Origin of the sequence: Leclercia sp. CFBP8987, from assembly GCF_034044995.2 — a bacterium.
Lineage (GTDB): Bacteria > Pseudomonadota > Gammaproteobacteria > Enterobacterales > Enterobacteriaceae > Enterobacter > Enterobacter tamurae.
Window position 1 is genome coordinate 4,240,014 of the sequence record NZ_CM188255.1, and the last position, 22,402, is coordinate 4,262,415.

Consider the following 22,402-nt stretch of genomic DNA (forward strand, 5'->3'; position numbering starts at 1 on the left):
TCAAAAAGCGAGGAGATATCTCCTCGCTTTTGCTATCTAAGGAGGAAAAGATGGGACAACTCGTAGACGGCGTCTGGCAGGATACCTGGTATGACACCAAATCCACTGGCGGACGCTTTAAGCGCTCCGTGTCAGCCTTCCGTAACTGGCTCACCGCCGACGGCGCGCCTGGCCCGAGCGGCGAAGGTGGCTTCGCGGCAGAGAAAGATCGTTACCACCTTTATGTCTCGCTTGCCTGCCCATGGGCGCACCGCACGCTGATCGTCCGCGCGCTGAAGGGGCTGGATTCGCTGATCCCCGTCTCGGTGGTGCATCCGTTGATGCTGGAGAACGGCTGGACTTTCGGCAGCGATTTCCCGGCGGCCACCGGCGATTCACTCTATCACCATGATTTTCTCTACCAGCTCTACCTGCGCGCCGATCCGCACTACACCGGCCGGGTCACCGTTCCGGTCCTGTGGGACAAAAAAAATCAGACCATTGTCAGCAATGAATCGGCGGAAATTATCCGCATGTTTAATACCGCGTTTGATGCTCACGGCGCCCGGGCGGGCGACTACTATCCGCCGGCGCTGCGGGATAAAATTGATGACCTGAATAGCTGGATCTACGACAACGTCAATAACGGTGTCTATAAGGCCGGGTTTGCCACCAGCCAGGAAGCCTATGACGAAGCCGTGAACAACGTCTTTGCGTCGCTGGAACGTCTGGAGCAAATTCTCGGTCAGCACCGCTATTTGACCGGCAACCAGCTGACCGAAGCCGATATCCGACTGTGGACCACCCTGGTTCGCTTTGACCCGGTTTATGTGACCCACTTTAAGTGCGACAAACGCCGGATCAGCGATTACCTCAATCTGTACGGTTTCCTGCGCGACATCTATCAGATGCCAGGGATTGCGGAGACGGTGGACTTTGACCACATCCGTAACCACTATTACCGCAGCCATAAAACCATCAATCCGACGGGCATTATCTCCGTTGGCCCGTGGCAGGATCTGACTGAACCGCACGGCCGCGACGCTCGCTTCGACTAAGACTCAGGGGGCGCCTCGCTGGCGCCCTTTACCCCTCTTTTATTCCCGTCTATGCTTTATTTGATCCCTTAGAAAACAAGCGATTAATTGCTACTGAGGCGTAAAAAATGGACTGGTATCTCAAAGTACTGCGAAATTATATTGGCTTTAAAGGGCGCGCCCGGCGCAAAGAATACTGGATGTTTATTCTGGTGAACTTCATTTTGATCTGCGTCCTGGGACTCATAGACAAAATGCTGGGCTGGGAGCGGGCTGGCGGGGAAGGCATTCTCACTACGGTATATGGCCTGCTGGTGTTTCTGCCGGGGTGGGCGGTACTGTTTCGCCGACTGCACGATACCGACAGGTCGGCATGGTGGCTGCTGCTGGTGCTGATCCCGGTGATCGGCTGGATAATTATTCTGATCTTCAACTGCCAGCGCGGCACGGTCGGTGAAAACCGGTTTGGGCCGGATCCACTGCTGAACGGTTAAAACGTTGCCCGGCGGCGTTACGCTTGCCGGGCCAACAGATTACTTCTGGGCAAACAGCTTCTGGATCTCGCGCAGACACCAGGATTTGGCTTCGCCCATGCTGTCACGACGCCATGCCATAATGATATCCACTTCACTGGTGTACTCCGGGCTCACTACCCGCAGCCGCCCTTCGGCAATATCTTTTTCCACAAACGGATACGGCATGGTCGCCACGCCCAGCCCGGCCAGCAGCGCCTGACGTTTATCTTCCAGCGTACTGACGGTGAGACGCGGCTGCTTATCCAGCAGCTGGACGGTTAACACCGGGCGCTCGCGGGCGGTATCCGCCACCGCCACGCCGCGATATTTTACGCGGGTCACTTCCGACAGCGGTTCCGGCTCCTGATGGATCGGATGATCCGGAGCGGCAACGTAGACATTCAACACTTTATACAGCTTGCGGGAGTTGATTTCGGACGAGGAGCGGAAGTGCATGTCCGGGGCGATCACAATATCAGCCCGGCCCTGCTCCAGACGCTCCCACGCGCCGGCGAGCACCTCGGTGATGATCGACAGCTGGGTGTTGGCTTTCTCCGCAAGGCGATCCACCAGCGGATAGAGCGCAGTAGTAGGCACCAGGGCCTCGGTGACCAGCGTCAGGTGTGTTTCCCACCCGCGGGCCAGCGCTTCGGCGTCGGTGGTCAGTTTATCTGCCGCTTCCAGCAGCACGCGGCCGCGCTCCAGCAGCATCCGCCCAACGTTAGTGAATTTTGTTCGATGACCGGAGCGGTCAAACAGCACCACATCCAGCTCTTCTTCCAGCTTCTGCATGGTGTAGCTCAGGGCTGATGGCACGCGCCCCAGTTCATCTGCTGCGGCGGCGAAGCTACCGCGTCGATCGATCGCGTCCATCACCCGCAGTGCTTCAAGGGTCAATGCTCTCTCTTTAGCCATGGCGTTCTCATTCAGGAAATTTGAACATACCGGGCAGAATATCTGGCTAACAATGCAGCGTCCATACCTTTACCATTGTTTTAGTGTAAAGAGAGGTCAAGTTTATGATTACGACAAGAACAGCCAAACAGTGCGGACAAGCCGATTTCGGTTGGCTGCAGGCTCGCTACACCTTTTCCTTTGGACACTACTTTGACCCGAAACTGCTGGGCTATGCCTCTTTGCGTGTACTGAATCAGGAAGTACTCGCCCCCGGGGCCTCGTTCCAGCCGCGTACCTATCCGAAAGTGGATATCCTGAATCTGATTCTTGAAGGCGAAGCAGAGTATCGCGACAGCGAGGGCAACCATGTCCAGGCGAAAGCCGGGGAAGCATTGCTGATAGCCACCCAGCCAGGCATTAGCTATAGCGAGCATAATCTCAGCAAAGATAAGACGCTGACGCGGATCCAGCTGTGGCTGGATGCCTGCCCTGAGCGGGAAAACCCGCCGCTGCAGAAGATCGATCTGCAGGAGGGTAAACAGCAGCTGCTGGCCTCGCCGGACGGCAGCACAGGCAGTCTGCAGTTACGTCAGCAGGTGTGGCTGCACCATATCGAGCTGGATAAAGGGGAGCGCCTGAGTTTTCAGCTCCACGGTCCGCGCGCCTATCTGCAGTCCATTCATGGTACGGTGCATGCGTTAACCCCGGCTGAAGAGCGGGAAGCACTGACCTGCGGGGACGGGGCGTTTATCCGCGATGAGGTGAATATCACCCTGGTGGCTGATACGCCGCTGCGGGCGCTGCTGATCGATTTGCCGGTCTGAGTCGGTATTGCCGGGTTGGCCTACGCCTCCCCGGCAAACCATTAATGACTTACTCGCTCATGGCCTGAGCGATTTGCGAGCGGACCTCGGCACGCTGCTCCGGCGTCAGAACCTGGCTCACATCGAAGTAATATTTCACGCGATAGTAACGCGCCTGCTCTTCAATACGGCTGAACGCCGCCAGCTGCTCTTTGACCGCTTTTTCATCCCACTTGCCTGACTGGATCACGTTAATCAATGTGCCATTTTTCACGTTGTCCGTCGGGATTTTATAGACGTTATCTTCCAGCTGCTGGTGCAGAGCCTTGATCTTCGCGGTCTGCTCGCTGCTGAGTTTCAGCTGTTGAACGATCGGATCCTCGCCTGGTGCGGGTGCGGTGGTCACCTCTGCTGCCTGCGCCACGCCCATAAAGCCCGTCAGGGCGGCCGTCATCAGCGCGATACGGAAAATCTTTTTCATCTCACGATCCTTAATTATCTGTCAGGGAAGCACCCCTGAAGTATTTTTCAATTACGGATGTCGATCTGTGATGAAGTATATAAACACGTGTGCAGGTAAGAGCTGACGGGGGATGCAAAAAGCAAAAACCCCGCCGAAGCGGGGTTGTTGTTTAAAGAAGGTGAAGCTGACCGATAAGCCGGGTTCTGTCGTTGAACAGTCATTCATCTAGGCCAGCAATCGCTCACTGGCTCAAGCAGCCTACCCGGGTTCAGTACGGGCCGTACCATGCGAACCCCTATTTGGCCTTGCTCCGGGTGGAGTTTACCGTGCCACGGACTGTTACCAGCCGCGCGGTGCGCTCTTACCGCACCCTTTCACCCTTACCTGATCCCACTTGCGTGGGCCATCGGCGGTTTGCTCTCTGTTGCACTGGTCGTGGGTTTCCCCCCCAGGCGTTACCTGGCACCCTGCCCTATGGAGCCCGGACTTTCCTCCCCTCCGCCCGTCTCCCCCGAAAGGGACGACGACGAAGCGGCGACTGTCTGGTCAGCTTCGGCGCGCAGTATAGAGGGTTTGCGCCCCGCTGTCACCCTTCGGTGAGCATCCCGACCCGCAGGGTGGCAGCAATATTGCGCGAGGCGCGATAAATATTGTCAAACGCGCCGCGGAACGCCTCTTCAAGAGTGCTGATGCTGGTCAGGACGCTGAACACCGCGTCGATACCGTACTGGTGCACAATGCCGACATCATTAGTCAGGCTGCCGGCAATACCGATCACCGGTTTATGATACTTGCTGGCCACGCGCGCCACGCCCACTGGCACCTTGCCGTGAATACTTTGACTGTCCAGACGCCCTTCACCCGTCACCACCCAGGTGCAGTCGTGAATATGCTCTTCGAGATTCAGCGCCTGGGTGACAATTTCGATGCCGCTTTTCAGCTCCGCACCGAGGAACGCCATCAGCGCAGCACCCATGCCGCCTGCCGCGCCTGCACCGGGCACGCTTTTGACATCAATACGCAGCGCGGTATTAATCACATCTGCATAGTGGGAAAGATTATTGTCGAGTTCGACGATGTTGGCTTCGGTGGCCCCTTTCTGCGGCCCGAAGATGCGGGATGCACCCTGGTCGCCGATCAGTGGATTGCTCACGTCACAGGCCACCCGGATCGCGCAGCTTTTAAGGCGCGGATCGAGGGTCGAAATATCAATATTGTTCAGTGCCATCAGGCTGCCACCGCCGTGGCCAATCTCGGTGCCGTTGGCGTCGGTCAGTTTTGCGCCCAGCGCCTGCACCATGCCCGCGCCGCCGTCGTTGGTGGCGCTGCCGCCAATCCCGATAATGATATTGCGCGCGCCTTTATCGAGTGCGGCGAGGATCAGCTCGCCCGTGCCGCGGGAGGTAGTAATCAACGGGTTGCGCTGGGCCGGAGGCACCAGCACCAGTCCGCTTGCTGCGGCCATCTCAATAAATGCCGTCACGCCATCGCCGGAGATCCCCCAGCAGGCGTTAACGCTTTCGCCCAGTGGCCCTGTCACCACCGCGTGCTGCATCGTGCCGTTGGTGGCGGCAATCATCGCTTCAACCGTTCCTTCCCCGCCATCCGCTACGGGAACCGAAACATACTCTGCATCGGGAAAGATCTCCCGAAAGCCTTTTTCTATCGCCCGCGCTACCTCGGTGGCAGACAGGCTTTCTTTGTAAGAGTCAGGGGCGATTACGATTTTCATAGTTATAGCCTGTTACCGCTTAAGGCAAAAATAGCGGGCGCGTTCCCGCGCCCGTCTTTGTTAGCGAGAGACTTCCACTTTCGCCAGTTTTTCGTAATAGCAGGCAATGGCGCTGTGGTCGTCGTTACCATGACCATCGGCACGCAGCGCCTGCATCATCTCCATTACCGCCGCGGTCAGCGGCAGCTGGGCACCCACGCCATGGGAGGTATCGAGGGCGTTGGCCAGATCTTTGATGTGCAGATCGATGCGGAAGCCCGGCTTGAAGTTACGATCCATTACCATCGGCGCTTTAGCATCCAGCACGGTGCTGCCCGCCAGGCCGCCACGAATTGCCTGATAGACCAGATCCGGGTTAACGCCTGCTTTGGTCGCCAGGGTCAGGGCTTCGGACATCGCGGCGATGTTGAGGGCCACAATCACCTGGTTTGCCAGCTTGGTGACGTTACCCGCACCGATTTCACCGGTGTGCACCACGGAGCCGGCCATCGCTTTCAGCAGGTCGTAATATTTGTCGAAAATCGCCTTGTCGCCGCCCACCATCACAGAGAGGGTGCCGTCGATGGCTTTCGGCTCGCCGCCGCTGACCGGCGCATCCAGCATCTCCACGCCTTTCGCTTTTAACGCTTCGCTAATTTCGCGGCTCGCCAGTGGGGCGATGGAGCTCATGTCGATCAGCACGGTGCCTGGTTTGGCGCCTTCAATAATGCCGCCTTCACCCAGCGCCACCTCTTTCACGTGCGGGGAGTTTGGCAGCATGGTGATGATCACATCGCACTGCTCGGCAATCGCCTTTGCCGTGGCGGCGGTTTCTGCGCCTGCGGCAATCACTTCGGCAATGGCTTCCAGGTTACGGTCTGCAACCACCAGTGAGTAACCTGCTTTGATGAGGTTTTTACTCATTGGTTTACCCATGATACCCAGGCCAATAAAACCAACTTTCAGTGTCATAACGTTTCTCTCTCTCAGGGGTGGTTATTTCTTAAAGGAATCGGCTAATTTCTGCGTTGCGGAACGGAACACGCCGAGGTCGCTGCCGACGGCAACAAAGGTCGCGCCCCACTCCAGGTAACGGCGGGCATCAGCCTCAACAGGAGCCAGGATGCCGCACGGCTTACCATGGACTTTGGCGCGAGCAAAGATATGCTGAATAGCGCGCTGCACTTCCGGGTGATTCGCGTTGCCGAGGTGGCCGAAGGCCGCCGCCAGGTCGCTCGGGCCGACGAAGATGCCGTCCACGCCGTCAGTGGCGGCGATGGCATCGACGTTATCCACGCCCTGCTGGCTCTCGATCTGCACCAGGATGGTGATGTTCTTGTTCGACTGGACGAGGTAGTCCGGTACGGTGCCAAACATGTTGGCGCGATGGGAGACCGACACGCCGCGGATGCCTTCAGGCGGATAGCGGGTGGAGGCCACCGCCTGCACCGCCTCTTCGACGTTTTCCACAAACGGGATCAGGAAGTTGTAGAAGCCAATATCCAGCAGACGCTTAATGATCACCGGCTCATTGGTCGGGGCTCGCACCACTGCCGCGCTGGAACTACCTTTCAGCGCCATCAGCTGCGGGATAAACGTGGTGACGTCGTTCGGAGCATGTTCACCGTCCAGTACCAGCCAGTCAAAACCTGCTAACCCCAGCACCTCGGTACTGATTGGGCTTGCCAGCGCGGACCAGCAGCCGATCTGAATCTGATGTGCCGCGAGGGCCGCTTTAAATTTGTTCGGGAAAATATCGTTACTCATCGCTTATACCTTTGCTTATTTCTGCAATTCCATACGTTTGATGTCACCCACTACGAACAGGTAGCAGAACATCGCCATCAGCGCGGAACAGCCTACAAATACCAGTGCCGCGTTGAACGAATGCAGTTCACTGACCAGATAGCCAATCACCAGCGGAGTGACGATTGACGCTACGTTGCCAAAGACGTTAAACACACCCCCGCACAGACCGACAATCTCTTTCGGTGCGGTATCGGAAATCACTGGCCAGCCCAGGGCACCAAATCCTTTACCGAAGAAGGCCAGCGCCATCAGGGCCACCACCAGCGCGGTGTTGTTGGTGTAGTTGCACAGAATAATGGTGGAGGCCAGCAGCATACCCAACACAATCGGCAGCTTACGCGCCAGGGTAATCGACTTCCCTTTCTTAATCAGATGATCCGAGAACACCCCGCCCAGCACGCCACCGGCAAAACCGCACAGTGCCGGAATCGACGCCACCAGTCCCACCTTCAGAATCGACATCCCCTTCTCCTGCACCAGATAAATCGGGAACCAGGTGAGGAAGAACCAGGTGATGGTGTTGATAAAGTATTGCCCGAAAAACACGCCCAGCATCATGCGGTTGGACAATAACTGTTTGATGTAATGCAGCTTCGGACCGCTGGCCGCTTTGTCGCCCGGCTTTTTATGGTCCATGTCGACTACCGCCCCGCCGTCCTTAATGAACTGCAGCTCGTCGGCAGACATGCGTGGATGGTCGGTTGGGTTATGAATCAGCTTTACCCACAGGCCGGTCAATACAAAGCCGATGACACCCATCACGGTAAAGACATGTTCCCAGCCCCAGGCGAAGGTCAGCCAGCCGAGCAGCGGGGAGAACAGCGCCAGCGAGAAATATTGTGCCGAGTTAAAAATGGCCGAGGCCGTACCGCGCTCTTTGGTCGGGAACCAGGCCGCCACGATTCGGGCGTTGGCCGGGAAGGACGGCGCTTCGGAGAAGCCGAGCATAAAGCGCATAAAGAACATCGAGATGCCAGCCCACGCCAGCGGGAAGAGATCGACAAAGCCCTGCAGGAAGGTGAACAGCGACCAGAAGAACAGGCTGTACGTATAAACTTTTTTCGAGCCGAACTTGTCCAGCAGCCAGCCGCCGGGGATCTGCATCAACAGGTAGGCCCAGCCGAAGGCGGAGAAGATGTAGCCCATCGACACGGCGCTTAACTGCAGCTCTTTAGCAACTTCCGTTCCGGCAATAGAGAGCGTGGCGCGGTCAGCGTAATTGACCGCGGTAACAATAAATATAATGAGCAATATTAAATAGCGGGTAGGAGCACCCTTTTTTGTTTCAACAGTAGTATCCAGCAACATTTTTATTTCCTCTGGTACATCAGCGAAATTATTTTTATTATTTAAGAAAGAGGCATTCCTGATTATTTCAGTAATGGCAGGTCAATACGGATAATTAATCCGATACCATGAAATCGTTAATGAGTATAATCAACCATCCCGGTATCGCGCATTGTTGCATTGCTTAATAGTTGAAGGTTTTTTGAATATTATTTTGAGCATATGCACAACCCCCTGGGCGCTGATGCACAGATTTGGCGATTGCCTCCCTTATGCGCAGGCTAACGTCAAAAATGAGTGATCGCCATCACGTTTTTAATTGTCCGCGCCTGACATTCTTTATTCCACTGAGCAGAGTCTTTATTTCCGATAACAAGAAAATACACGTACTCTTTGACCAATTAATTATCCCCCACTCGCTGGAGAATACTGGACAATGGCCGACATCGAAATTCGACAAACGTCGCCGGGCGCGTTTTATATTAAGGTGCACGACACCGATAACGTGGCGATTATTGTTAACGATCAGGGATTAAAAGCCGGAACGCGTTTCCCGGACGGGCTCGAACTGATCGAGCATATTCCTCAGGGTCATAAAGTGGCGCTGGTCGATATCCCGGCGCAGGGCGAAATTGTGCGTTACGGCGAAGTCATCGGCTATGCCGTACGGGCGATCCCGCAGGGTAGCTGGATTGATGAATCGCTGGTGGCTCTGCCAGAAGCGCCGCCGCTGAACACCCTGCCGCTGGCGACCCGCGTACCGGAGCCAATGCCAGCTCTTGAAGGCTATACCTTCGAAGGCTTCCGCAATCCGGACGGCAGCGTCGGCACCAAAAACCTGCTTGGCATCAGCACCAGCGTCCACTGCGTGGCGGGGGTGGTCGATTACGTGGTGAAAATCATTGAGCGCGACCTGCTGCCAAAATACCCGAACGTCGACGGCGTGGTGGGTCTGAACCACCTGTACGGCTGCGGCGTGGCGATCAACGCCCCGGCGGCGATTGTGCCGATCCGTACCATCCACAATATTGCGCTGAACCCGAACTTCGGCGGTGAAGTGATGGTCGTTGGCCTCGGTTGCGAAAAACTGGTGCCAGAAAAACTGCTGCAGGGCACCGAAGATACCCAGGCCATTCCGGTGGACAGCGCCAGCATCGTGCGTCTGCAGGATGAACAGCACGTCGGTTTCCGTTCCATGGTGGATGATATTCTGCAGGTCGCCGAACGCCATCTGGTGAAGCTGAACCAGCGCAAGCGTGAAACCTGCCCGGCCTCTGAGCTGGTAGTAGGGATGCAGTGCGGCGGCAGCGACGCCTTCTCCGGTGTGACCGCCAACCCGGCGGTAGGCTATGCCTCGGATCTGCTGGTGCGCTGCGGCGCCACGGTGATGTTCTCCGAAGTCACCGAAGTCCGTGATGCGATCCACCTGCTCACGCCGCGCGCCATCAACGAAGAGGTGGGCAAACGCCTGCTGGAAGAGATGGCCTGGTACGATAACTATCTCGACATGGGCAAAACCGACCGCAGCGCCAACCCGTCTCCGGGCAACAAGAAAGGCGGCCTGGCGAACGTGGTGGAAAAAGCCCTCGGCTCTATCGCCAAATCGGGCCAGAGCGCCATCGTCGAGGTACTCTCTCCGGGCCAGCGTCCAACCAAACGCGGCCTGATCTATGCCGCCACGCCAGCCAGCGATTTCGTCTGCGGCACCCAGCAGGTGGCCTCCGGGATCACCGTCCAGGTGTTCACTACCGGGCGCGGCACCCCGTACGGTCTGATGGCGGTACCCGTCATTAAAATGGCGACCCGCACCGAGCTGGCGAACCGTTGGTTTGACCTGATGGATATCAACGCGGGCACTATCGCCACCGGCGAAGAGAGCATTGAGGACGTGGGCTGGAAGCTGTTCCACTTCATTCTCGACGTGGCAAGCGGCCGGAAGAAAACTTTCTCCGATCAATGGGGATTACATAACCAGCTGGCGGTGTTTAACCCGGCACCAGTGACCTGAGTTTGCAGTAAACCTCTTTTAGCATGGCTCCGGCCATGCTTTTTTTTTGCCTTTCGTTCTTTCGCAACCTTCCTTTCACTTTCGCTTCTTTCGTTTTTACGAGTTCAATCACAAAAAAGCATTCCGAAACACTATATCTTCTTTCGAAGAAAACAAACGAAAGGTTTCGGAGGAAGGATGTACATCATTTCGACCAAAGCGATGCTCAGCAAGGCCCAGCGGGAAAGTTACGCGGTTCCGGCATTCAATATTCATAATCTCGAAACGCTGCAGGTGGTCGTCGAGACATCCGCCGAGCTGCGCTCGCCGCTGATCGTCGCCGGGACGCCAGGCACCTTCAGCTATGCCGGGCTCGGCAACATCGTAGCTATCGCGGGCGATCTGGCAAAAACGTACAACCAGCCGCTGGCGATCCATCTCGATCATCACGAAACGTTCGAGGATATCGCGCAGAAAGTGCAGGCGGGGGTGCGCTCGGCGATGATAGATGGCTCGCACCTGCCGTTTGCCGACAACGTGGCGCTGGTGAAAAAGGTTACCGACTACTGCCACCGCTATGACGTCAGCGTCGAGGCAGAACTGGGGCGACTCGGCGGTCAGGAAGATGACCTGGTGGTCGACAGCAACGACGCCCTTTATACCCATCCGCAGCAGGCCCGTGAGTTCGTGGCGCTGACCGGGATCGACTCCCTTGCCGTCGCCATCGGCACCGCCCACGGCCTCTATACCGCCACGCCAGAGCTCGATTTTGAGCGTCTGGCGGAGATCCGCCAGCAGGTCGAGGTGCCGCTGGTGCTGCACGGTGCGTCGGGTCTTTCTGCCGCCGACATTCGCCGGGCGATCGAGCTGGGCATCTGCAAGGTGAATGTCGCTACCGAGCTGAAAATGGCGTTCTCCGACGCCCTGAAGAGCTATCTGGCGGAGCATCCTGACGCCAGCGATCCCCGTCACTACATGATCCCCGCCAAAGCCGCCATGAAAGAGGTGGTCCGCAAAGTCATTCATGACTGCGGCTGCGAAGGCAAACTCTGACCCACAAGACCCGGAGGAAACGGTGAAAAATATTATTGCCCGCCATAAAGCGGGAGAGCATCTCGGTATCTGTTCCGTCTGTTCAGCGCACCCGCTGGTGATTGAAGCCGCCCTGCGCTTTGACCTGACGAGCGGCAACAGCGTACTGATCGAAGCCACGTCCAATCAGGTGAATCAATATGGTGGTTACACCGGCATGAAGCCGGAGGACTTCCGCAATTTTGTACTGAACATCGCCGAAAGGGTCGGCTTCCCGCAGGAACGACTGATCCTCGGCGGCGATCATCTGGGGCCCAACTGCTGGCAGAACGAGCCCGCAGAGACGGCAATGGAGAAAGCCGTCGCCCTGATTCAGGCTTACGTGGCCGCAGGCTTCAGCAAGATCCATCTTGATGCATCGATGTCCTGCGCCGACGATCCCGTGCCCCTGGATCCAGTGGTAGTCGCTCAGCGGGCGGCGCGGCTGTGCCAGGCGGCAGAAGAGACCGCCACCGACGCGCAGAAGGCGGCGCTGACCTATGTGATTGGCACCGAAGTGCCGGTACCGGGCGGCGAGGCCAGCAGCATCGACAGCGTGCATGTCACCCGGGTGGAGGATGCCGCCCGCACCCTTGACACACATCAGGCGGCATTCCACGCACTGGGACTGGATGCGGCGATGAGCCGGGTGATTGCCATCGTGGTGCAGCCCGGCGTGGAGTTCGACCACACCCAGATCATCCACTATCAGCCGCAGGCCGCCGAAGCGCTGTCGGGCTGGATCCGTCAGACGCCGATGGTCTATGAAGCCCACTCCACCGATTACCAGTCCAGACAGGCGTACCGGGCGCTGGTGCGGGATCACTTTGCAATCCTGAAGGTTGGCCCGGCCCTCACCTTCGCCCTGCGCGAGGCGATTTTCGCCCTGGCGCAGATGGAAGCGGCGCTGATCGCCCCCGAAAACCGCAGCCGCGTGCTGGAGGTGATCGACGAGGTGATGCTCAACGAGCCGGATTACTGGAAAAAGTACTATCGCCCGACCTGGAGCCAGGCGATGGTGGATATTCACTTTAGCCTGTCAGACCGCATCCGCTACTACTGGCCGCACCCGCGGATCCGTCAGAGCGTGGACAAGCTGCTCGCCAACCTGGACACCCTGACCCTGCCGCTGGGGCTGATCAGCCAGTACCTGCCGGTGCAATTTGAACGCGTTACCGCCCAGGCCCTCGCCCCAATACCGCAGGCGCTGGTCATCGACAAAATAGAGGACGTGTTACGCGCGTACCGCTACGGCTGCGCCCCTGACGCCGCCTGAACCCCGGAGGAACCATGAGCAAACTGTTTGTCCGTACCGGCATTGATTTTGCCACCTGCCAGCAGGCGCTGGCTCATATCGGCGAGGAGATGCTGGCGAAGGGGGTGGTCCATGCCACTTACCCTGCCGCACTACTGGAAAGGGAGGCGGTGTTCCCCACCGGTATCGCCCTGGAAAAACATGCCGTGGCGATCCCGCACTGTGAGGCGGTCCACGCCAAAGAACCGGCACTTTACCTGATTCGCCCGGACAGACCGGTGCATTTTCAACAGGCGGATGACGATACGGAGATTGCCGTGTCGCTGATTATCGCCCTGATCGTGGAAAACCCTGCGGCGCAGCTCAACCTGCTGCGCCGGTTATTTAGTGAGCTGCAAAACCCGACCCTGCTGGAGGCGCTGCTGACCGCGCCGGACCACCAGCTAAAGGCCCTGTTTGAGGAGGCCATCCTGATGGCCGAACCCTGCAAACGCGCCTCATAACAGACTGATAATAAGAAGGAGTACCCTATGAAACGCAAAGTTATCGTTGCCTGTGGCGGCGCCGTTGCTACCTCCACCATGGCCGCCGAAGAGATCAAAGAGCTGTGTGATGCCCACAACATCACCCTGGATCTGGTCCAGTGTCGGGTGACTGAAATTGAAACCTATATGGATGGCGCAGACCTGATCTGCACCACCGCGAAGGTCGACCGCACCTTTGGCGACATCCCGGTGGTTCACGGCATGCCATTTGTGTCGGGCGTCGGCATTGAAGCCCTGCAGCAAAAAATCCTGACCATCCTCAAGGGGTAAGATCATGTTTACCGAAATCATGCGGTATATCCTCGATCTGGGGCCGACGGTCATGCTGCCCATCGTCATCATCATCTTCTCGAAGCTGCTGGGGATGAAGCTGGGCGACTGCTTTAAATCCGGTCTGCATATCGGGATTGGCTTTGTCGGAATTGGGCTGGTGATCGGCCTGATGCTCGACTCCATCGGCCCGGCGGCCAAAGCGATGGCGGAACAGTTCCAGATTAACCTCCACGTGGTGGACGTCGGCTGGCCGGGCTCATCGCCCATGACCTGGGCCTCACAGATTGCGCTAGTGGCGATCCCGGTGGCGATTGGCGTCAACGTGCTGATGCTGGTCACTCGCATGACCCGCGTGGTTAATGTCGATATCTGGAACATCTGGCACATGACCTTTACCGGCGCGATGCTGCACCTGGCGACCGGCTCGTACTGGCTCGGGATCCTCGGCGTGGTGCTCCACGCGGCCTTTGTCTACAAGCTGGGGGACTGGTTTGCCAGAGACACGCGTGAGTTCTTCGGCCTCGAAGGGATTGCTATCCCGCACGGCTCCTCCGCCTACCTTGGCCCGATTGCGGTGCTGGTCGACACGCTCATTGAGAAGGTCCCGGGACTAAAGCGCATCCACTTCAGCGCCGACGACGTGCAGAAACGCTTTGGTCCGTTTGGCGAACCCGTCACCGTCGGTTTCGTGATGGGGCTGGTCATCGGTCTGCTGGCCGGTTATGACGCCAAAAATGTCCTGCAACTGGCGGTGAAAACCGCCGCGGTGATGCTGCTGATGCCGCGCGTCATCAAGCCGATCATGGATGGCCTGACCCCGATTGCCAAACATGCGCGTAAGCGTCTGCAGGCGAAGTTTGGCGGGCAGGAGTTCTTAATCGGCCTCGATCCAGCGCTGCTGCTGGGCCACACCTCGGTGGTCTCCGCCAGCCTGATCTTTATCCCGCTGACCATCCTGATTGCGGTGCTGGTGCCTGGTAACCAGGTCCTGCCGTTTGGCGACCTCGCCACCATCGGCTTCTTCGTCGCCATGGCGGTGGCGGTGCATCAGGGCAACCTGTTCCGCACCCTGATCTCTGGCGTCATTATCATGGGCATCACCCTGTGGATCGCCACCCAGACCATCGGCCTGCACACCCGGCTGGCTGAGAATGCCGGCGCGCTGAAAGCGGGCGGGATGGTGGCGTCGATGGACCAGGGCGGATCGCCCGTCACCTGGCTGCTGATCCAGCTCTTTACCTGGCAAAACGTGGTGGGATTCGTGGTGATTGGTGCCATCTATATCACCGGCGTGCTGCTCACCTGGCGTCGTGCCCGGGCCTTTAGCGCAGCAGAAAAACGCGCTGAGGCTCCACAGAGCCAGACGGTTTCTTAATATCCGGGGAGCGCTGCTCCCCTCTTTTTTCTGGAGTGAATCATGAAATCAGTGGTAATTCATGCTGAGGGCCAGGTGCGTGTTGAAGAGCGCCCTGTTCCGGACATTCAGGCTGCGGATGAGGTGCGTGTGCGCGTGGTCTGCTCGGGATTATGCGGTTCGGATATCCCGCGTATTTTCGCCAACGGAGCCCACTACTACCCCATCACCCTGGGGCACGAATTCAGCGGCTACGTTGATGCCTGCGGCTCTGGCATCGACGACCTGAAGGCGGGCGATGCGGTGGCCTGCGTGCCGCTGCTGCCCTGCTTCTCCTGCCCCGAGTGTGAAAAAGGTTACTTCTCACTGTGTAAGCAGTACCAGTTCGTTGGTTCCCGCAGCGAAGGGGGTAACGCGGAGTATATCGTAGTGAAGCGCGCCAACCTGTTCCGCCTGCCTGCAGCGATGTCCATTGAAGACGGGGCCTTTATCGAGCCGATTACCGTGGGGCTGCACGCGTTCCATCTTGCCCGGGGCTGTGAGGGCAAAAATGTGATCATCGTGGGGGCGGGCACCATCGGTCTGCTGGCCATGCAGTGCGCGCTGGCGCTGGGTGCGGCCAGCGTCACCGCCATTGATATCAATGACGATAAGCTGGCGCTGGCGACCTCGCTGGGAGCAACCCGGGTATTCAACAGCAAAACGCTGAGCGCAGAGGCGATGCTGGCCGCCCTGCACGAAACACGTTTCGATCAGCTGGTACTGGAGACGGCTGGCACGCCGCAAACTGTCGCCCTCGCCATCGACATCGCCGGGCCCCGCGCCCAGCTGGCGCTGGTGGGGACCCTGCATCACGACCTGAATTTGTCCGCCGCGACCTTTGGCAAGATCCTGCGTAAAGAGCTGACCCTGCTGGGCAGCTGGATGAACTACTCTGCGCCCTGGCCAGGCGAAGAGTGGGAGACCGCCGCCCGGCTTCTCAAAGAGAAAAAATTGCAGCTGGCGCCGCTGATCGCTCATACCTGCGACTGCGAGAGTTTCGCCCGTGCCATTCAGGCACTCAATGGCTCACCGATGCAGGGCAAAATCCTGCTGCGTCTGGACTAAGCAAAGGAGCCAGCAACCGGAGCTGGCTCACAGTTACTTTCGAACGTTAGCGTTCACCTTTCGCATCCCTTCGATTAAACTGGAGTAAGTTAATTATCAGGCAAAACAAAATGAACTCATTTGAGCGAAGGAACAAAATCGTCGATCTGGTGAATGCCAACGGCAGCGTGTTAGTGCTCGACCTTTCGAATTCTTTTGGCATCTCCGAAGTGACCATTCGCGCCGATCTGCGGCTACTGGAAGAGAAAGGGCTGGTAACCCGTTTTCACGGCGGGGCCGCCAGGCCGGGCAGCAATCTGAGCGAAAACGAAAGCCAGGAAGTGCTGCTGGAAGATCGCTACAGCCTCGCCAGCGATCCGAAAAAACGCATCGCCCTGGCGGCGGTGGCGATGATCGAGGAAGGGATGACGGTGATTCTGGACAGCGGCAGCACCACCATGCTGATCGCTGAAGCGCTGGCAAAGAAAGCCAATATCACGGTGATTACCAACAGCCTGCCTGCGGCGTTCGCCTTGTCGGACAACAAAGACATCACCCTGGTGGTCTGCGGCGGTACGGTGCGCCATAAGACCCACTCCATGCATGGCACCATCGCCGAGCGCTCGCTGGCGGGTATCAGCGCGGATTTAATGTTTGTCGGGGCCGACGGGATCGACACCACCAATGGCATCACCACCTTCAACGAAGGCTACTCCATCAGCAGCGTGATGGCGGCGGCAGCGCATAAGGTGATTGCCGTGCTGGACGCGAGCAAGTTCAACCGTCGTGGGTTCAACCAGGTGCTGCCGATGGCGGAGATTGACTGTGTGATTACTGACCAGGGGATCAGCCGACAGGATAAAGATTCGCTCAGCAAATGCGACGTAGAAGTGATTACCGTCTGATACAACCTGGGCAGGTTATCTCAAGACTTGCCCGGTATTTTTTTCCGACATTTTTCCGACATTTCTTCCGACACATTGCATGTAATCAGCATTTTTTCAGTCAGTTATGTAGGCCGGGTAAGCGCAGCGCCACCCGGCAGAAGCCCAGGTCTTACTCCCCCTGCTGCTCCAGGGCATACTTATACAGCGCGTTCTTTTTCACGCCGTGGATCTCCGCCGCCAGTGCGGCCGCTTTCTTCAGCGGCAGTTCGGCCTGCAGCAGGGCGAGGGTACGCAGCGCTTCCGCAGGCAGCGCGTCCTCTTCCGCTTTGTGCCCTTCGACAATCAGCACCATCTCACCCTTGCGGCGGTTTTCGTCCTCTTTCACCCATGCCAGCAGCTCGCCAACCGGCAGGCCGTGAATGGTCTCCCAGGTTTTGGTCAGCTCGCGCGCCAGCACCACGTAACGGGCTTCGCCCCAGACGGTCACCATATCCTCCAGACTCTCCAGCAGACGGTGGGTGGATTCGTAGAAGATCAGGGTGCGGGGTTCGGCTTCCAGCGCCTTCAGCACGTCGCGACGGCCTTTGGATTTGGCGGGCAGGAAACCCTCATAGCAGAAACGATCTGACGGCAGGCCCGCCGCGCTCAGCGCGGCAATAGCAGCGCACGGCCCCGGCAGCGGTACCACGCGAATACCCGCCTCGCGGCAGGTACGGACCAGGTGATAGCCCGGGTCGTTGATCAGCGGCGTACCGGCATCGGACACCAGGGCAATGTTCTGCCCCTCTTTCAGTTTGGCCACCAGCATGGCCGCTTTTTGCTGCTCGTTATGATCGTGCAGGGCAAACAGGCGGGCATTAATCGCAAAATGCTGCAGCAGCAGGCCGGTGTGGCGGGTATCTTCAGCCGCAATAAGATCAACGCTTTGCAACACGGTGAGCGCACGTTGGGTAATATCAGATAAATTCCCGATAGGAGTAGGTACAATATAAAGCTGACCCTGAGAATTATCTGCCGTTTCGTGTTGTTTCATTGTTTCATCCGTATTGCCGATTTAATATTGAGCATTGCGTAAAAAATATCACTGGATACAGTATGGTACCCTTAACGTTTCTTCATAATAAAGTCACGCGCAGCCTTCCGCTGGTGCTGGCAGCCCTGATCTTTGCTGGCTGTGGCACACAGGCGCCCGATCAAAGTGCGGCCCATATGGAGGGTACAGCCCAGGCTGACTCCGGCTTCTATCTGCACCAGATGGAGCAGAGCTCCGATGATACCCGGATCAACTGGCAATTACTCGCCATTCGTGCACTGCTGAAAGAGGGTAAAACCCAGCGTGCCGCCGAACTGTTTAAGCAACTTCCGCAAACCTTAAGTGACAGCCAGCGCTATGAGCAGTTCCTGCTGGCCGCTGAACTGAAAATTGCACAGAACGACGTTGCCGGGGCGAAGAAGATCCTCGGGAATATCGACATCAGCGTGCTGGATAAAAACCAGCAGGCCCGTTTCTGGCAGGCCGCTATTGCCGCTGAGCAGGGTCGCCCTTCGCTGACGCTGCTGCGGGCGCTGATTGCCCAGGAGCCGTTGCTCCCTGCCGCTGGAAAACAGAAAAATATCGATGCCACCTGGCAAACGCTCTCCGCCATGAACCCGGATCAAGCCAATGCACTGGTGATTAACGCCGACGAAAATGTCCTGCAGGGCTGGCTAGATCTGCAGCGTGTCTGGTTCGATAACCGCAACGATCCGGATATGCTGAAAGCCGGGATTAAAGACTGGCAAACCCGCTACCCGAACAACCCGGGGGCAACCATGCTGCCAACGCAGCTGGTTAATGTGCAGAACTTCAAGCCTGCCTCCACCAGCAAAATCGCCCTGCTGCTGCCGCTGGGTGGCCAGGCCGCGGTGTTTGGTCGCACGATCCAGCAGGGTTTTGACGCGGCGAGAAATGGCACCGCTGCCGTCGCGGGTAACGCCGTTCCTGCCCAGGTCGCCCAGGCGGCCAATGCCGGTGATGTGGTGAGCCCGTCCAGTGCCGAAACCAATGACCTGACCACGGCCCAACCTGTCGTCGTGCAGGAAGGGTCGATGCAGGACCCGGTCCAGGCCCCTGAGACTACCCAACCCGCCACCGCGCCGGATAACAGCGTGCAGGACCCGATGCAGGCGCCTGCCACCGCACAAGCCCCTCAGGCCACGGCTATCGCCAACCCGGCCGCCGAGGTGAAGGTGTATGACACCAGCACCCAGCCGCTCGACCAGATACTGAATCAGGTCCAGCAGGATGGTGCCAGCATCGTGGTCGGCCCGCTGCTGAAAAACAACGTCGAAGAGCTGATGAAGAGCAACACCCCGCTGAACGTGCTGGCCCTTAACCAGCCGGAGCAGGTGCAGAATCGCCCGAACGTCTGCTATTTCGCTCTGTCGCCAGAAGACGAAGCCCGTGATGCCGCGCGTCATATCCACGAACAAGGTAAGCAGGCTCCCCTGCTGCTGATCCCGCGCAGCCAGCTGGGTGACCGCGTCGCCACCGCCTTTGCCCAGGAGTGGCAACAGCTCGGCGGCGGCATTGTTCTGCAGCAGAAGTTTGGCTCAAGCTCCGAACTGCGCGCGGGCGTTAACGGCGGCTCAGGCATTGCTCTGACCGGCAGCCCGGTCACCTCCAGCCTGCCGCAGCAGCAGGGCGTGACCATTGGCGGCCTGACTATCCCGGCCCCGCCTACGGACGCGCAGATTAGCGGCGGCGGCAGCGTCGATGCGGCTTACATCGTCGCCACCCCGGAAGAGATCGCCTTTATCAAGCCGATGATCGCCATGCGTAACGGCAGCCAGGCTGGCGTGTCGCTGTATGCCAGCTCGCGCAGCGCGCAGGGCACCGCTGGCCCGGACTTCCGTCTCGAGATGGATGGCCTGCAGTACAGCGAGATCCCGATGCTGGCAGGCAGCAACCCGGCGCTGATGCAGCAGGCGCTGAGCAGCGTACGCAACGACTACTCCCTGGCGCGTCTGTATGCCATGGGTGTGGACGCCTGGACGCTGGCAAACCATTTCACCCAGATGCGCCAGGTGCCAGGCTTTGAAATTAGCGGCAATACCGGCGATCTCACCGCCACTCAGGACTGCGTGATTAACAGGAAGTTATCATGGCTCAAATACCAGCAAGGACAGATCGTTCCGGCCAGCTAACCCGCAAACAGACCGGCGACGCGCGCGAGCTTCAGGCGCGTCGCTGGCTTGAGCGCAACGGACTGCGCTTTATCGCCGCCAACGTTCGCGCACGCGGCGGTGAAATTGACCTTATCATGCAGGACGGCCCGACCATTGTGTTCGTCGAGGTGCGCTACCGCCAGTCATCCCGCTATGGCGGGGCCGCCGCCAGCGTGACCCGGGCCAAGCAACAAAAATTATTACTCACCGCCCAGTTGTGGCTTGTCCGGCATAATGGCAGCTTTGATACTGTGGATTGCCGGTTCGATGTGGTAGCCTTCACCGGAAACGCCATCGAATGGTTCAAAAACGCCTTCGGCGCAGACGCGTAAATCAGATCGTTAAGGGATACCGTGCTCGAAAGAATTAAGGTGTGCTTCACCGAAAGCATTCAGACTCAGATCGCAGCGGCAGAAGCGCTGCCGGACGCCATCTCCCGCGCGGCGATGACGCTGGTACAGTCCCTGCTCAACGGCAACAAAATCCTCTGTTGTGGCAACGGCACATCGGCCGCCAACGCACAGCATTTTGCTGCCAGTATGATTAATCGTTTTGAGACAGAGCGCCCCAGCTTACCTGCCATTGCACTTAATACCGATAACGTGGTCTTAACGGCGATTGCTAACGATCGTCTTCATGATGAGATCTACGCCAAACAGGTGCGTGCGTTAGGGCATGCCGGTGATGTGCTGCTGGCTATCTCTACGCGCGGCAACAGCCGCGACATCGTCAAAGCCGTTGAAGCTGCCGTCACACGCGACATGACCATCGTCGCGCTGACCGGCTACGATGGCGGCGAGCTGGCGGGGCTGTTAGGTCCTCATGATGTTGAGATCCGTATTCCTTCCCACCGCAGCGCGCGCATTCAGGAGATGCACATGCTGACGGTGAACTGTTTATGCGATCTGATTGATAACACGCTTTTCCCTCACCAGGATGATTAAGGAGTTTACATGAAGGCACTTTCGCCCCTTGCAGTCCTTATTTCTGCGCTGCTGCTTCAGGGATGTGTCGCTGCAGCGGTAGTGGGTACCGCGGCAGTGAGCACCAAAGCCGCAACTGACCCGCGTTCCGTGGGCACACAGGTGGATGACAGCACTCTGGAGCTGCGCGTGAACAGCGCCCTGTCCAAAGACCAACAGATTAAGAAAGAAGCGCGCATCAACGTGACGGCATACCAGGGCAAAGTTCTGCTGGCAGGCCAGGCACCCAATACCGAACTCGCCGCCCGCGCCAAGCAGATCGCTATGGGTGTAGAAGGCACCACCGAAGTGTTTAACGAAGTGCGCCAGGGTCAGCCGATTGGCCTGGGCGACGCCTCCAACGACACCTGGATCACCACCAAAGTGCGCTCCCAGCTGTTGGGCAGCGATCAGGTGAAATCTTCTAACGTGAAGGTGACCACCGAGAACGGCGAAGTGTTCCTGCTCGGCCTGGTGACTGACCGTGAAGGCAAAGCGGCGGCGGATATCGCCAGCCGGGTGAGCGGCGTGAAGCACGTCACCACCGCCTTTACCTACATCAAGTAACCTTCCCTGCCCTCTGCCATCGGCAGAGGGCCATTAGCCCTCCCCCTGCGCCATCTCCCTGATCTTCGCTGACGGAATGATATTGACGCCCGTCGTGGACGCGCTCAGCGCCTCCTGCAGCATCACCTGCGCTACATCGCGCGCGTCTATCGACTTGAGATTGCCAGGCAACAGGCTAAATAGCGGTGCAAACAGTGATTCGCTGAAGCGGTGTTTTTCCCGATCGCCCAGCAGCATTGACGGTCGCACGATGGTCAGCCGCTCCCACTTCTGGGCAATCAGTGCCTCTTCCATTTTGCCTTTCACCTTGTTGTAGAAGAACGGCGAGTGCGCGTTGGCCCCCATCGAACTGACCACCAGCAGATGCTTCGCCCCGAGCCGTTTGCCGGTCAGGGCCGTATCCACCACCAGGGTGTAGTCGGCATGGATAAAGGCCTCTTTGCTACCCGCCTCACGCCGCGTGGTACCCAGACAGCAAAAGACGGTGTCCACCGGATCCTGAACCTGCGCCAGCGCGTCGGTCAGCTGCGGATCGTGCGGGTTAAACACGCCCTCGATATCGCCCAGCGGGCGACGTGTTGGGGCGGCAATATAGTTGACCTTCCGCTCCTGAATCAGCATACGCAGCAGATGCCCACCCACAAGGCCGGTCGCGCCGGTAATTAAAACCTGACTCATTATTCCTCCTTTGCAGATTAGTCCGTATG

General features: G+C 58.2%; 23 protein-coding genes and 1 other RNA gene. 15 read left to right on the plus strand and 9 right to left on the minus strand.

The features are described 5' to 3' along the window. Positions 1-50: 50 nt before the first annotated feature. Both SOM40_RS20350 and SOM40_RS20355 read left to right on the plus strand, forming a co-directional pair. Positions 51-1,037, plus strand: a complete 987-nt coding sequence (locus SOM40_RS20350) for a glutathione S-transferase family protein (RefSeq protein ID WP_166184164.1) — start codon at positions 51-53, stop codon at positions 1,035-1,037. A 107-nt stretch (positions 1,038-1,144) separates the two neighbouring features. Beyond that, positions 1,145-1,510 (plus strand): DUF805 domain-containing protein, encoded by a 366-nt coding sequence (locus SOM40_RS20355; RefSeq protein ID WP_106994773.1) that lies wholly within the window; start codon positions 1,145-1,147, stop codon positions 1,508-1,510. Positions 1,511-1,549: 39 nt separating this feature from the next. Here the strand turns inward: SOM40_RS20355 and SOM40_RS20360 are convergent, their stop codons facing one another. Next, positions 1,550-2,446 (minus strand): LysR family transcriptional regulator, encoded by an 897-nt coding sequence (locus SOM40_RS20360; RefSeq protein WP_320531153.1) that lies wholly within the window; start codon positions 2,444-2,446, stop codon positions 1,550-1,552. A 104-nt stretch (positions 2,447-2,550) separates the two neighbouring features. On the opposite strand from SOM40_RS20360, the gene SOM40_RS20365 reads away from it, so the two are divergent. After that, positions 2,551-3,252, plus strand: a complete 702-nt coding sequence (locus SOM40_RS20365) for a pirin family protein (protein WP_261644857.1) — start codon at positions 2,551-2,553, stop codon at positions 3,250-3,252. Positions 3,253-3,301: 49 nt separating this feature from the next. On the opposite strand, the gene SOM40_RS20370 is transcribed toward SOM40_RS20365, so the two are convergent. From SOM40_RS20370 to garP, 6 genes are all read right to left on the minus strand, one after another. Continuing rightward, positions 3,302-3,712, minus strand: coding sequence for a Spy/CpxP family protein refolding chaperone (locus SOM40_RS20370; RefSeq protein ID WP_261644858.1), 411 nt, complete (start codon positions 3,710-3,712; stop codon positions 3,302-3,304). Positions 3,713-3,870: 158 nt separating this feature from the next. Beyond that, an RNA gene (rnpB, locus tag SOM40_RS20375) (RNase P RNA component class A) lies at positions 3,871-4,248 on the minus strand. Positions 4,249-4,280: 32 nt separating this feature from the next. After that, a complete protein-coding gene (gene garK, locus SOM40_RS20380) occupies positions 4,281-5,426 on the minus strand; it encodes a glycerate 2-kinase (RefSeq protein ID WP_225760132.1) in 1,146 nt (381 codons plus the stop codon). A gap of 60 nt (positions 5,427-5,486) precedes the next feature. Next, positions 5,487-6,377: a 2-hydroxy-3-oxopropionate reductase gene (gene garR, locus SOM40_RS20385; RefSeq protein ID WP_320531152.1), complete on the minus strand. Its 891-nt coding sequence runs from the start codon at positions 6,375-6,377 to the stop codon at positions 5,487-5,489. Positions 6,378-6,401: 24 nt separating this feature from the next. Continuing rightward, positions 6,402-7,172, minus strand: coding sequence for a 2-dehydro-3-deoxyglucarate aldolase (gene garL, locus SOM40_RS20390; RefSeq protein WP_320531151.1), 771 nt, complete (start codon positions 7,170-7,172; stop codon positions 6,402-6,404). A gap of 15 nt (positions 7,173-7,187) precedes the next feature. Beyond that, positions 7,188-8,522 (minus strand): galactarate/glucarate/glycerate transporter GarP, encoded by a 1,335-nt coding sequence (gene garP / locus SOM40_RS20395; protein WP_262661979.1) that lies wholly within the window; start codon positions 8,520-8,522, stop codon positions 7,188-7,190. 415 nt (positions 8,523-8,937) lie between these two features. Between garP and garD the strand changes: the two genes are divergently transcribed. The 8 genes from garD to SOM40_RS20435 all read left to right on the plus strand — a co-directional run bounded on the left by garD (position 8,938) and on the right by SOM40_RS20435 (position 16,977). Beyond that, on the plus strand, positions 8,938-10,509 hold the full coding sequence (garD, locus tag SOM40_RS20400; RefSeq protein WP_106994784.1) for a galactarate dehydratase: 1,572 nt from the start codon (positions 8,938-8,940) through the stop codon (positions 10,507-10,509). Between the two features lie 177 nt (positions 10,510-10,686). Continuing rightward, on the plus strand, positions 10,687-11,541 hold the full coding sequence (locus tag SOM40_RS20405; protein WP_320531150.1) for a tagatose bisphosphate family class II aldolase: 855 nt from the start codon (positions 10,687-10,689) through the stop codon (positions 11,539-11,541). A 22-nt stretch (positions 11,542-11,563) separates the two neighbouring features. Beyond that, positions 11,564-12,835 (plus strand): tagatose-bisphosphate aldolase subunit GatZ, encoded by a 1,272-nt coding sequence (gene gatZ, locus SOM40_RS20410; protein ID WP_320531149.1) that lies wholly within the window; start codon positions 11,564-11,566, stop codon positions 12,833-12,835. 14 nt (positions 12,836-12,849) lie between these two features. Further along, positions 12,850-13,317, plus strand: coding sequence for a PTS galactitol transporter subunit IIA (gatA, locus tag SOM40_RS20415; protein WP_320531148.1), 468 nt, complete (start codon positions 12,850-12,852; stop codon positions 13,315-13,317). Positions 13,318-13,344: 27 nt separating this feature from the next. After that, complete coding sequence (gene gatB, locus SOM40_RS20420; RefSeq protein WP_106994788.1) at positions 13,345-13,629, plus strand: PTS galactitol transporter subunit IIB; 285 nt, start codon at positions 13,345-13,347, stop codon at positions 13,627-13,629. 4 nt (positions 13,630-13,633) lie between these two features. Continuing rightward, a complete protein-coding gene (locus SOM40_RS20425) occupies positions 13,634-15,007 on the plus strand; it encodes a galactitol-specific PTS transporter subunit IIC (RefSeq protein ID WP_225760125.1) in 1,374 nt (457 codons plus the stop codon). A 42-nt stretch (positions 15,008-15,049) separates the two neighbouring features. Further along, positions 15,050-16,093, plus strand: a complete 1,044-nt coding sequence (gene gatD / locus SOM40_RS20430) for a galactitol-1-phosphate 5-dehydrogenase (protein WP_225760124.1) — start codon at positions 15,050-15,052, stop codon at positions 16,091-16,093. A 110-nt stretch (positions 16,094-16,203) separates the two neighbouring features. Beyond that, positions 16,204-16,977, plus strand: coding sequence for a DeoR/GlpR family DNA-binding transcription regulator (locus SOM40_RS20435; RefSeq protein WP_320531147.1), 774 nt, complete (start codon positions 16,204-16,206; stop codon positions 16,975-16,977). 151 nt (positions 16,978-17,128) lie between these two features. Here SOM40_RS20435 and rsmI read toward each other — a convergent pair whose 3' ends face one another. Next, positions 17,129-17,992 carry a 16S rRNA (cytidine(1402)-2'-O)-methyltransferase gene (rsmI, locus tag SOM40_RS20440; RefSeq protein WP_106994792.1) on the minus strand — a complete coding sequence of 288 codons (864 nt, stop codon included), beginning with the start codon at positions 17,990-17,992 and terminating at the stop codon, positions 17,129-17,131. Positions 17,993-18,054: 62 nt separating this feature from the next. Between rsmI and SOM40_RS20445 the strand changes: the two genes are divergently transcribed. From SOM40_RS20445 to dolP, 4 genes are read left to right on the plus strand one after another with little or no spacing between them, the layout of a single operon-like run. Then, positions 18,055-20,145 (plus strand): penicillin-binding protein activator, encoded by a 2,091-nt coding sequence (locus SOM40_RS20445; RefSeq protein ID WP_320531146.1) that lies wholly within the window; start codon positions 18,055-18,057, stop codon positions 20,143-20,145. Then, positions 20,103-20,498, plus strand: coding sequence for a YraN family protein (locus tag SOM40_RS20450; RefSeq protein WP_166184197.1), 396 nt, complete (start codon positions 20,103-20,105; stop codon positions 20,496-20,498). The genes SOM40_RS20445 and SOM40_RS20450 overlap by 43 nt, the downstream gene beginning before the upstream one ends. Before the next feature lie 21 nt (positions 20,499-20,519). After that, on the plus strand, positions 20,520-21,110 hold the full coding sequence (diaA, locus tag SOM40_RS20455; RefSeq protein ID WP_032614385.1) for a DnaA initiator-associating protein DiaA: 591 nt from the start codon (positions 20,520-20,522) through the stop codon (positions 21,108-21,110). Between the two features lie 9 nt (positions 21,111-21,119). Continuing rightward, positions 21,120-21,695: a division/outer membrane stress-associated lipid-binding lipoprotein gene (gene dolP / locus SOM40_RS20460; RefSeq protein WP_106994795.1), complete on the plus strand. Its 576-nt coding sequence runs from the start codon at positions 21,120-21,122 to the stop codon at positions 21,693-21,695. 33 nt (positions 21,696-21,728) lie between these two features. Here dolP and SOM40_RS20465 read toward each other — a convergent pair whose 3' ends face one another. Continuing rightward, on the minus strand, positions 21,729-22,373 hold the full coding sequence (locus tag SOM40_RS20465; protein ID WP_106994796.1) for an NAD(P)H-binding protein: 645 nt from the start codon (positions 22,371-22,373) through the stop codon (positions 21,729-21,731). Positions 22,374-22,402: the final 29 nt, after the last annotated feature.